Annotated in this window: 4 protein-coding genes, 1 tRNA gene and 1 pseudogene; 3 read left to right on the top strand and 3 right to left on the bottom strand. The window is 37.7% G+C overall.

Features of this window, described 5'->3' with window-relative positions:
- Together BN67_RS11045 and BN67_RS11050 are read right to left on the bottom strand one after the other, a co-directional pair.
- Positions 1-3,630 (bottom strand): annotated as a pseudogene (locus BN67_RS11045) (Vomp family autotransporter); the annotation flags it as partial.
- Positions 3,631-4,694: 1,064 nt separating this feature from the next.
- A tRNA-Arg gene (locus BN67_RS11050) sits at positions 4,695-4,771 on the bottom strand.
- Between the two features lie 396 nt (positions 4,772-5,167).
- Between BN67_RS11050 and BN67_RS11055 the strand changes: the two genes are divergently transcribed.
- The 3 genes from BN67_RS11055 to pgi all read left to right on the top strand — a co-directional run bounded on the left by BN67_RS11055 (position 5,168) and on the right by pgi (position 11,292).
- The gene (locus BN67_RS11055) at positions 5,168-6,271 is read left to right on the top strand and encodes an efflux RND transporter periplasmic adaptor subunit (RefSeq protein WP_019224135.1); all 1,104 of its coding nucleotides are present in this window, start codon (positions 5,168-5,170) and stop codon (positions 6,269-6,271) included.
- A gap of 36 nt (positions 6,272-6,307) precedes the next feature.
- Positions 6,308-9,442, top strand: coding sequence for an efflux RND transporter permease subunit (locus BN67_RS11060; RefSeq protein WP_019224136.1), 3,135 nt, complete (start codon positions 6,308-6,310; stop codon positions 9,440-9,442).
- 185 nt (positions 9,443-9,627) lie between these two features.
- On the top strand, positions 9,628-11,292 hold the full coding sequence (gene pgi / locus BN67_RS11065) for a glucose-6-phosphate isomerase (protein ID WP_026088296.1): 1,665 nt from the start codon (positions 9,628-9,630) through the stop codon (positions 11,290-11,292).
- Between the two features lie 65 nt (positions 11,293-11,357).
- On the opposite strand, the gene BN67_RS15275 is transcribed toward pgi, so the two are convergent.
- The gene (locus BN67_RS15275) at positions 11,358-11,483 is read right to left on the bottom strand and encodes a hypothetical protein (protein WP_280101225.1); all 126 of its coding nucleotides are present in this window, start codon (positions 11,481-11,483) and stop codon (positions 11,358-11,360) included.
- Positions 11,484-12,592 lie beyond the last annotated feature (1,109 nt).

Genomic DNA, 12,592 nt, shown 5'->3' on the forward strand with positions numbered 1-12,592 from the left:
ATTCTTACCGATGGTGATGATGTTTGATGTTGCATCTTGTTGAACAAGATTATTTTTTATCACATCAGAAATCTTCTGATTAATATTTGTAATAGAAGTGTTTACGCCAATAAACGCATCCGTAACATTATTATATGACTTATCATTAATAAGGAAGGCTGGTTCTATACCTGCATAAACATCCGTACTGCCACCAAAATACTTCGATGTATTTTGAGCAACCTTGAAGAGCTGAGAACCATTTATCGCATCCGTTGAGTTTGCAGCAATTTCACCATCTGCAAGGAATGTAATCTTACTATTTGTTTTGGGGTCATTTTCACCACCATGAAGTGCAACAAACGCCTTCTCTTTATCACTCCATAATAAGGCATCTTGAGAAAATTTATCAAACTTCCCATTAAACTCATTCGCAATATGCGTTACACGAGTGTTCACATTTCTAACATTTACATCAAGCCCTTCTAACGCTGAACCAACATCTTCAAAGATCTTATTTTCCGTATTACCATCTGTGGAAACTATAGATAAATTATATCTAGGACCTACAAAAGCACCATTCTCAAATGCTGCATTTCCACCAAAATACTTAGCAACATCCGTACCCACTGAATGAAGTTGAGAACCATTTATAGCATCTGTCGAGCTTGCAGAAACTTCACCTTTTTTTACACCCGCGATAGTCCGGTCTCCATCACTGCCCGCAACATTAATTTTCGAGCCACCTTTTTCCTTACCAACAGTGATAAGTTTCTGCTCTTCGTCCCATTTAACGAGACTATCACCTTCTATTTGACTTTTTATCTCTTTTAACTGAGCGAAATTGACTGCGTCAGTATCATCAGTACCTTTTGCTACTTTTTTAATCTGTTTATCCCCAGCGTAAATACCAAACTGAGACATACTTGGACCATCATTAGCAAAAAAGAAGCCATCAGAAGTAATTTGAGGACCATCCTTAATATGAAAGCCATCATTACTCATAGTACTATCCCCTGTCGTAACACTCGTCAGCTTAAGATTCTCATTCAAAGCAAATTTTACAGTGTTATTATCATCTTTGGTAATTGTGATATTGCGACTCTTTTCATCACCTTCACCAATTTCAACACCAACGAAATCTACAGTACTACCTGCTTTAACAGCTGACTTATTTTCTCCGTTAACAGCAAGTGTCCATCCTCCTTCTACCAGTTCTTTTACTTTATTTAACTGAGAAACATTGACGGCATCGGTATCATCAGTCCCTTTTGCTACTTTTGTAATCTTTTTATCACCAGCATCAATGCCACTCACAGTTATACTTGGCCCCCCACCCTCAATGAATTTAAAGCCATCATCGCTCATAATGCTGTTGCCTGTAGTAACACTTGTCAGCTTAAGCTTATCGCCCAAAGCAAACTTGATACTATTATCACTCTCTTTTTCAATCGTTAAGTTGTTCGCTTTTACTCCGTCGTTATTCTTCACTGAAAAATCTATGATACTGTCCGCTTTAACAAGTGTCTCATTGTTTCCATTAACAGAAAATTTCCATCCCATATTTTTAGTGGCATCTTCTAGATCTTTCAGCTGTTTATAATTGACGGCATCAGTATCATCAGTCCCTTTTTCTACTTTTGTAATCTTTTTATTGCCCGCTTCAATGCCACTCACAGTTATACTTGGTCCATCACCATCAATAAACTTAAAGCCTGTACCATCCATAATACTGTTTCCTGTAGTAACACTCGTCAATTTAAGAGTATTACTTAAAGCAAACTCAATATTATTTTTATCGTCTTTTTCAATCGTTAAGTTCTTCTCTCCTGCTGCATTGTTATTTTTTACTGAAAAATCTACTGTGCTACCTGGTGTAACAGCTGATTCATTGTCTCCATTAACAGCAAGTTTCCAGCCTTGTTCTACCAACGTTTTCACATCCTTCAGCTGTTGATAATTCACTGCATCGGTATCTTGTTCTGCAGCCTTTACACCCGCGATAGTCCGATCTCCATCATTGCCTGCAATATCAATTTTTGTGCCACCTTTTTCCTTACCAACAGTGATAAGTTTCTGCCCTTCATCCCATTTAACGAGATTATTACCTTCTATGTAACTTTTTATTTCATTTAACTGACTGACATTGACTGCATCGGTATCGTCTTCTCCATTTGCCACTCCCGTGATCTTTTCATTGCCAGCATAAATACCATCAACAGTTATTCTGATTTGATCACCACTTGTATCAAGGATAAAACCATCATCACTCATACGGCTCCGACCTGTAGTAACACTTGAGAGCTCAAGATTCTCATTTAAGGCAAATTTGATTTTATGCTTACCATTATCTGCATTGCTTTTTTGAATCGTTAAATTATCTGCTCCCACTTTTGCAGTCTTCACTGAAAAATCTACTGTGTTACCTGGCGTAACAGCTACCTCATTTTCTTCGTTAGCAGAAATTTTCCAACTGCCGCCTCCTGCTAGAACAGCTCTCATAGCTTTTAGCTGCGCTACGTTCACTGCATCAGTATCCTCACTTCCTGCAGCCACTCCTGTAATTTGTCGTGTTAGCGTGCCATTAGAATAACCACCAACTTCACCAACACTAAAAGCTCCTGTAGTACTCTTCCATGCTATATTCGTCTCTGTTGATGACGCATCTAGATAAGGGTCATAACCAGCAACACCCTTGTCTCTATCAGAAACAGAGCCACCACCTATAGCAACACCGTCTCTCACAAATGCCTGTGCGTTTACACCAATAGCAACAGAATCATATTCTTGAGCATAACTATACGTCCCTATTGCAATCGAATTTTCACCTTTTGCTTGTAATTTTCTGTTAGGCATATTTTCTTCAGTTCTATCAGAAATCCTGCTCCCAATTGCAATAGAACCTGAACCTAGAGCCTCAGCATCCATACCTATGGCAATCGCATACGTCCCTTCTGTTTTTGTTTTAGTCCCTATAGCAATACTATTTTTCTTAAGTGCAGTTGCAAGCCCCCCAATAGCAACCGTAGATTCTCCAGATGCCTCTGAGCCCACACCCATAGCAACACTTGCTTTACCACTGGCAAGTGAGGAAACACCAAAGGCTTGCGCTCCACCAGCCTTTGCAGTTGCTCCTGCACCAAACGCTGTTGAATAGTTTCCCGTTGCAGAAGATCCACACCCTGTTGCAAAAGAATAAACACCATAAGCCTCAGGCAGAGCGCTTATAATCCCACCTGTTGAAGCAACTCCCATATAACTACCTTTTGGAGTTGTTATTCCATCACTTTGCCATGTCACCTTTTCAGTAGTTATACCATAAGGATTACGACCACTGCCGTTATTATAACCATTGATAAATCTATTATATTGTTCTTCTGCAGTTATTTTCTTAGCAACTGACTGCTGTTGCTTACCACCACGACCCATAACATTATCTACACCACAGTGATCATCATCACCAGCAAAAACAATACTACCGTGGCTTCCATATGTATAGCTTACTCCTTGAAGATTCGTGCTTAAAATATTCGCCCCAGTTATCGCGAGATTCGCAGCAAAAACAGGGGAAACACTCGATAAAAGTGTCGCCATTGCAGTTCCCAACGAAACCACTTTGACCAAATTTGATGTTGAGTATAATTTTTTCATAAGAACCTCCTCCGATAGAGCTCAATATCATCACAACGCGCAAAAACCCTCATGGCAAAACCTTGTTCGCGCATGCAAAAGACCAATAAATAAAGATAAAACCCATCCCCATGATGCCGGCATTCATTACCGCATCATCCTAAAATGTCTGTGACAACATTGTATCTAGAAAAGTCCCCAACCCTTTTAGCTAGAGGGATTCAAGCTAAAAAATAAAGAAAAATACAACCCTTGAGAATATTATATCGTCTCCATTTAAAAATATCACAATTCATATCATAATAAAAAAAACTTCTTAAAGAGCAATTTTACCTTTCAGATAAAGCGCATAAGCAAAATGGCAAGAGTATGAAAAATAATTTTTCATAAATATGACGAGAAGTGCTTTATGATTGCTCTTTTTATAAGCATAAATTGATCATGCTATAGACTTATAACATAATATGATAGATCATTATTATCATGAGAACAGCACTCTGAAACAATCTGCTCTAAAATAGGATTATATTTCTTTAAAAGAAAAACTTCCTCATACAATGAGACATTTTCCGTAACAAAGGCTCAATGTTTTCATCCCATGCTTTTCATGAAACATATTAACAGTGCTATGAACTTATTCTTTTCTATCCTATAGGTATTGTCGTTTTCTTTTCCAAACTGTTGTAAAAGCCATGACTTTTCACTGTTACATGAATTTTTATAGGATATTACCAAATGGAAAAGTCCGTTTTGGCGCTCTTCACTTTCAAATAACCCGTTATATTTTAAATATTGTCAGCATCATTTTTACGGTTAAAAATTCATTATAAAGAAAGCACGATAAAGACCATCTTCTTTGAGATAAGGAAGTCTTTAAAGATTTTCATTTTTGAGCAATGAAAACATATAAAATCATGTGAAAAAGCCCACAAGAAACTCAAAACAAGGTTATGATTCGCAGTTATAAAAAGAATGATAGGGCGATCTAATCACATTGCTCAATGCACAATGTAAAATACTGAAAAACAAAATTTTGTCTTCCTCATTCAAATAACACATTGAAATAAAACAGTAAAGTTTTAAAGTGGCGCACCCGAAGAGATTCGAACTCCTGACCCCCAGATTCGTAGTCTGGTGCTCTATCCAGCTGAGCTACGGGTGCAATTTTTCATTTCCTATCACCTTAAGACAAAGGGTTCCTAATCGTTTCAGTGACGAATTGCAAGTAAAACTTGATGAAAATAAGAATTTTATCCTTTCGTTGATCCACTATTTTTAAAAGACAGCCGTATCTTTCTCACTTTCGCTGTTTGTGATATAATCTTCTCTTTTTTGCCTTAACAATATAGCTTTGTCTTAAAAGTATAACTTAAAATGAACGATAGTTAACTTGACGTTTTCATTTACGAAAGATACTCAAATAAGAAATGAGATCTGTTTTTTGCGGTGGGGAGTAAAATACGCTGCCTGCAATTCGGTTTTGTATGAAATTCGAATGTTGCTGTTGAAGACTGTTTCAAACAAATTTGCATATTCATAACACAGCAAAGGTAGACATATGCAGCCTTTTAAAAAAAAATTTTTACTGGTATTGCTGATTGTCATTTTGATAGTAGCTTATTGGGCAGGAAAACAAAGTTCAGAACAACGCGTTCCTTTCGTCGATAAAATAACACATACACCCCATACAGCTTCAAAGAAAACTGTAGGCAGACCACCAACAAAGGTTGTTGTTGACTTTGTAAAAACACAAGATTTTTATGAAAATTTAAATATTCTTGGGAGTGGACAAGCACTCGCTGAGACGGAGTTGAAACCTTGGTCATCAGGTGTTGTTGATAAGATTTTTGTGGCAGCTGGTACAAAAGTAAAAATAGGTGATGCCATTGCAAAGCTTGATTCTGAAAAGGAAAAGATAGCGGTTGAAAAAGCAAAAGTACAACGTGATAACAATGCGTTAACACTTTCACGTATTCTTAAACTACGTGCCAGCAAAACAGCAACAGAGGTTCAGGAAATTACTGCCCGCTTAGAGCTGGATAATGCGAATTTGGTTTTGCGTAATGCTGAATTAGAACTCGAACGGCGAACAATTCGTGCACCAATAAACGGAACTGTTGGTATTTTACCCATTGATATCGGCAATGCTGTAACCCTTAATACTGTCATAGGCCGTATTGAAAATAAAGAACGTATTTTAGTCGATATATGGGTTCCTGAACGCTATACATCATATATTCATAAAGGAGATGAAGTAACAGCAATATTAACAGCGCAGCCTGATAAAGCCTTTGTGGGTCATATTTATGCGATTGATAATGTTGTTGATCCAGACAGTCGCACACTTCACGTTCAGGTTGAAATCAAGAATAACAAAGATGTACTTATGCCTGGTATGTCTTTTTCTATTGCTCTACGATTTTATGGTGGTTCTTTCCCTGTCGTTCATCCTCTTTCTGTTCAATGGAACAGTAAGGGATCATTCGTTTGGCGCGTGAGAGAGGGAAAAGTCGCACCTATACCAGTATCGATTATTCAGCATAAAGAAAATCAGGTATTTGTGAAAGCACCCTTAAAAAATGGTGATCAAGTTGTCATACAAGGTGTGCAGATGCTCTATCCAGGAAGTCAAGTGGTTATTGAAGAGCAAAAAACCGATTAACAGCAATTACCAGCACCTCGTGGGTAGGATGTATTAATGAGTCAAGAAGTGAGCACAAAACAGCCTGTAACACAAGCAAATCAAGGTGGGGCGATTGCGCTGTTTATTCGCAGACCGGTTTTTACCTTTGTTTTGAATGCCATGATCATCATTGCAGGATTTGCTGCATGGCTCAACATTGATGTTCGTGAACTGCCCGATGTTGATACTCCAGTGATAACGATTATGACAATTTTTTCTGGGGCATCAGCAGAAACAATAGATCGTGAAATTACAAAAACTATAGAAGATGCTGTTTCTCGTGTTTCTGGTGTTAAAACAATTTCTTCAACATCTTCTTTTGGTCGTTCGCGTGTCGAAATCAACTTTAATGTCGGTGTTGACTTAAATGTTGCTGCCTCTGACATTCGTGATGCTCTTTCTCGCATTACTTATTCTTTACCCAAAAACGCTGATACACCTCTCATCATTAAAGCAGACTCAAATGCCGCTGCGATGATGTATTTGGTTGTAACCTCACCAACAATGAATATTGATGATTTAACAATGATCGTAAACGATCAAATTGTTGATGTGTTATCCGCCGTTGATGGTGTTGGTGATGTACAGGTTGCAAGTGCGCGCGAGAAAATTTTTCAGGTTGATGTCGATGCAGCAAAGCTTGCAAGTTATGGATTAACCGTTGCAGATATTTCACGTGTTCTTGCCGATATGACAACAGACGCTCCTGTGGGATCATTACGCAATGCTAAAGAAACTTTAATTGTACGTGCAACTGCACGCTTAACAACAACAGAAGCTTTTGAAAAAGTTGTTTTAAAACCTCATGTCCACCTTGGTGATGTTGCGCATGTTACTTTGTCACCTGATCTCGAAACTGTTATTCTTCGTGTTAATGGAAAGCAGGGAATTGGACTGGGGATTGTGCGTAAAGCACAATCCAATACCCTTAATATTTCTCAAGGTGTTAGAACTGTTCTTGATCGTCTTAAAACTGTTATTCCTTCTTCTGTGCATGTGGAAATTATTAGTGATGATTCCATTTTTATTCAAAGTGCACTTCATGAAGTTGAGGTCGCATTGGTTATTGCTGTTCTCAGCGTTATCTTCGTTATTTTTCTTTTTCTGAGAGATATACGTATAACGCTTATCCCTGCTTTATCTATTCCTGTGGCTTTAATCGGTACAATTGCTTTCATTTACCTGGTCGGATTTTCTCTCAATATTCTCACATTATTGGGCCTTGTTTTAGCAACGGGTCTTGTGGTGGATGATGCGATTGTTGTGCTTGAGAATATTGTTCGGTGGCGCAATATGGGATTGGGTTCTCGGGCAGCAGCAGTATTAGGAACACGAGAGGTATTTTTTGCTGTTTTGGCTACAACATTGACGTTAGTTGCCGTGTTTGTGCCTATTTCTTTCCTTCCTGGACAGGTAGGAGGACTTTTTAGGGAATTTGGTTTTGTTTTGGCAATTTCTATTCTCCTTTCTTCTATTGTTGCTTTGACACTTTGTCCTATGTTGGCTTCACGTCTTCTCAAAGAAAATATTGAGAGCAATGAGGAAGAAAAATATCATTTTACTCTTCTGAATAAATTGGGGTCTTTTTTTAGCAAGTGCTATGCTTATAGTTTACATAAATGTTTAGGCAAACCTTGGACTGTTGTTTTTGCTTCACTTATTTTTGCGTGCCTTTGTGTCGGAGGCTATACAAAATTACAAGAGGAATTGACACCACCAGAGGATAGAGCTCTTATCTTTTTGGTCATTAATGGACCACAGGGTATTTCAACACAATACCTGAATAAGCAGGTAGAAAAAATTGTAACGAGTTTACAACCTTTGCGTGACTCTGGTGAGATTATCAACAGTTATTCTATCGCTGGCATGAGTGGTTCACCCAATACTGCTTTTTTAATTTTGTTGCTTTCATCTTGGGACAAGCGTTTACGGAGTCAACAAAAGATTTTAGAAGATGTTAATGCAAAAGTAAGACAATTTCCGGCAGTTTTGGTATTTGCAGCACAAGGAAACTCTTTAGGTGTGAGAGGAACTGGTCAAGGATTACAATTTGCAATTCTTGGAAATGATTATACAAAATTACAGCCAATTTCCGATAAGCTTGTTGCTGCTTTGCAAGCTGATCCGCATTTTATTCACCCACGGCTTACTGTTGATGCAACACAACCGCAATTTTTTATTGAAATTAATAGAGAAAAAGCTTCCGATGTAGGGGTTGATATCACCAATTTGGGGGATACATTACAAACTATACTGGATGGGAAAAAAATTGGTTCTATTTATGTGGATGATCACTCTTATGATGTTAAACTGACATCGCGTAAGAATCCAATTAATAATCCAAGTGATTTAGAAAATATTTTTTTAAAAACCAAAAACAACAAATATGTCCCTTTATCAGTCGTAGCAAGCTTACGTGAAAAAGCCATTGCACCTCAATTAAAACGGGAAGAACGGATGAGTGCTATTATTCTAAGCTCAAGTCTTGCTCCAGGTGTTGTTTTAGGAAGTGCTTATCAAACTGTGCAAAAAATCGCTGCTCCTTTATTGAAAGAGGGAAGTTATATTGTTCCTTTGGGAGAAGCTGCTACGCTTAGTGAAACATCTTCTAATTTTATGATTGTTTTTGGAATTGCCTTTGTGATTACTTTGTTGGTTTTGGCTGCGCAATTTGAAAGTTTTATTTCAGGATTTATTATCATAGCTACTGTACCATTAGGGATTGGTTGTGCTATAATTGCTATGCTTTTAAGTGGAGTGAGCCTTAATATTTACAGTCAAATCGGTCTCATTTTATTGGTGGGAGTTATGGCCAAAAATGGGATTTTAATTGTTGAATTTGCAGATCAGTTACGTGATCACGGGAAAAGTGTGCGTGAAGCTGTAGAAGAAGCCGCAAATATTCGTCTTCGTCCGGTTTGTATGACAATGATCTGCGCTATTTTAGGGGGGATTCCTTTAGTTTTAGCCAAAGGCGCTGGCGCAGAAGCACGTATAGCTTTGGGTTGGGTTATTGTTGGTGGCTTGGGCTTAGCAACTATTTTTACACTTTATGTCACACCGGTTATTTATCTCTTCCTTGGGCGTTTTATAAGACCAAAATCAGAAGAATCTGCACGCTTAACAAGAGAACTTAGCAAAGTTGAATGATTTGTATGATAGGAAGGATTTAAAGTCTTTTATTTTCGTTTTTACAATGTCGCTTTCAAGCCTTATTCTCCCCCTTTTTGTGCCGCTTCATTTTATATGTCCGCAATCAGAATGAGTTGCAATAAAATCAAAAAGACGCTCTCTGTTTTGCTACTTTTTGTGTGTAGATTGTATTGTCAATAATCATGGGAGATAACTTATTGATTCGAAAAGAAAAACTCTTTGAGGAAACTTTAAAAGCTTTAAAAGAACATGCCACAAGGGATGGGGTGAAGAATATTCGTAGGCATTTTCTAGAAGATGAACAACGTTTTTCCCATTTTTCTTTAGTGTTTGATGATCTCCTTTTTGATTTTTCAAAATGCGGTGTAACATTTAAAACATTGCAGCTTTTAGATAAGTTAGCTGTTGCAGCAGATGTGTTGGGTCGACGTGAAGCAATGTTTTCTGGAAAAGCCATTAATATAACTGAAAAACGCCCCGTTCTTCATATTGCGTTACGTTCACCTGCTGACGCAGTTTTTATGTTGAATGGTCGCGATCTTGTTCAAGATGTTCAGAATGTTCTTGTTAAGATGGAAAATTTTTCTGAAAGAATTCGTGATGGCAGTTATAAGGGAGGCAGTGGTGAAAGCATAAGCAATATTGTCAATATCGGTATTGGTGGCTCTGATCTTGGACCTGTGATGGTTACAAATGCTCTAAAACCTTATCATGATGGTCCAGGTTGTCATTTTGTTTCTAATGCCGATGGTGCGCATATTTTTGATACCCTCTCTGGTTTAAATCCGGCAACAACTTTGTTTATCATTGCTTCTAAAACTTTTACTACAGCTGAAACAATTGCAAATGCTCAAATTGCACGCAAATGGATTTGTTCACATTTAGGAGAAAAGGCGGTGTGCAAGCATTTTATAGCTGTTTCAAGTGCACTTGATAAAGTAAAGGAATTTGGCATAGATTCTTCAAGAGTTTTTGAATTTTGGGATTGGGTTGGAGGGCGTTATTCAATTTGGTCTGCCATTGGCCTTGTTGTTATGTTAGCAATAGGAAGATGCAATTTTCGCCAATTTCTCAAAGGCGCTCAACATATGGACCAACATTTTAAAACAGCGCCTTTGCATAAAAATATTCCTATTCGATTTGCTCTTTTAGGGTTTTGGCATCGTGTTATTTGTGGTTATTCATCACGTGCCGTTATTCCTTATGCACAGCGTTTAGCGCATTTTCCAGCTTATTTGCAACAACTGGATATGGAATCAAATGGTAAGCACGTTTCTCTGGATGGCAGGCCATTAACTTTTCCGACCGGTCCAGTTATTTGGGGAGATGCAGGAACAAATTGTCAACACGCTTTTTTTCAGCTTTTGCATCAAGGAACAGATGTTATTCCTGTAGAGTTTATTTTATTTATAAAAGGACATGAGCAAAGCTTATATCCACTGCATGACATGCTCATAGCGAACTGTTTAGCGCAATCAAAAGCTCTTATGAAAGGACGTAGTGTTGAAGATACCCGACGTATCCTTATAAGGAATGGAATACGTGAATGTGAGGCAGATCATTTAGCACTTCATAGAAGTTTTGAGGGCAACCGCCCCAGTATTATGTTGGTTCAAGACTTGTTAACACCTTTCACACTTGGTCGTCTCATTGCACTTTATGAGCACCGCATTTTTGTCGAAGGTATTTTGATGAACATTAATTCATTTGATCAATGGGGGGTTGAGCTTAGTAAAGAATTAGCAAGTGAATTGTTACCAATACTCCGCGGAGAAAACAAAGCTGATAAATGCGATAGTTCAACATTAGGATTGTTGGCACATATTCAGGCAAAACGTGCAAAATGAGCATCATTTAACAAGAGGTTTTTACTCTATTGCAAAGAGAGTACGAAGCAAAAATGCATAAGAATTTATTGTTCTCGTGATACAGAAAATTTGTGGTTCTTGCCTTCTATCAGCATTGCGACATTCACGATCATTTGCAGACCGCCTTTCCTATAAAGCGCTAGTGTTTCTAGGCAATCTGTTTTGCCCATATCACTCTAGATTATGCCTTTAGTAATTCAAATACGCATAAAGCTGGCCATCATATACCATACACACACAACGGTAGAGCAGAATACAACGATTTGATGATATCCGGTTTTTCTTTCCAGTATTGAATCACTGCATTATTGTATTAATATATTGTTTTATAATGGTTATTTTTCGTTTCTCACCTTAAATCATAACCCCAAATATTGTAAAATTCTCTCATTTCAACCTCCTTCATGTTGAGCTCATTTTGTTCACTTGTTTGTGCGCCATCAGCAGGATTGGTATATGTATAAAAATTATAAAAGAAAGGAGGAAAAATGCTTCTCATGAACCACCCTCATGCAAGAGCTGCTGCAACACAATGAGTTGGTAAATAACCGTGAGCTGATCAATAAAATGATGGTACTCGCTTGTTACGGAGCACATTGCGGTGTATTGACACCCAGAATAAAAAAACTTATAAATGCTTGCAGCGATTACTTTCTAGAAAACCAAGATAGAGGAACAGATGTTGCAGCACCATATGACAATGGAGTTTATTGTGCTGTCCATAGATCGAAATAGGCACTACCGGTACAGTATTGGTTATTGGGTTACATAAAATTTTTAAACTTCTAGGGAGAATTTGCGTGTCTAAATGATAAAACCATCAAAAAAGGGGAAAGACGCAGATTTTCCATTGCTAAGTCGAATTCAATTTTAAAGTTATTTATTAAAGATTATATAAAATTTATAGCTTTAGCCATGTTAGCACACAACCATCTAATTTCTCATCGCCCACCATATGCTTTTATATTTCTGTTAAATTTTTGATTCTACATATGTTTTTTGAAGTGAGGGATGCCTAGATAAAATCGAGGGAATAGGATTCTAAATACGATACTCCGTAACCACATTTTGGCTACTCGTTTTAGAGGAAAAGAATCATAGACCCTAGCCCTTACTGACCCACATTTTTAAGTGCAAAAAACATTCTCTAACGCGCCAAGCATACGCGGCTAAATAAGTCAAAACTATTAGAATCACAAAGACTATTGTGAATTAACAGCTCTTTTCGAGGAGCTTTTTTTGCCATACCTGCCATCCAAACTGTCTCAACTTCTAAAAA

It is taken from the genome of Bartonella rattaustraliani AUST/NH4 (assembly GCF_000312565.1).
In the GTDB taxonomy this organism is placed as follows: Bacteria; Pseudomonadota; Alphaproteobacteria; order Rhizobiales; family Rhizobiaceae; genus Bartonella; species Bartonella rattaustraliani.

Excerpts from the sequence above, each read along its gene's own strand:
- BN67_RS11055 (WP_019224135.1), top strand. The coding sequence starts at position 5,168 with ATGCAGCCTTTTAAAAAAAAATTTTTACTGGTATTGCTGATTGTCATT.
- BN67_RS11060 (WP_019224136.1), top strand. The coding sequence starts at position 6,308 with ATGAGTCAAGAAGTGAGCACAAAACAGCCTGTAACACAAGCAAATCAA.
- pgi (WP_026088296.1), top strand. The coding sequence starts at position 9,628 with ATGGGAGATAACTTATTGATTCGAAAAGAAAAACTCTTTGAGGAAACT.
- BN67_RS15275 (WP_280101225.1), bottom strand. The coding sequence starts at position 11,483 with ATGGGCAAAACAGATTGCCTAGAAACACTAGCGCTTTATAGGAAAGGC.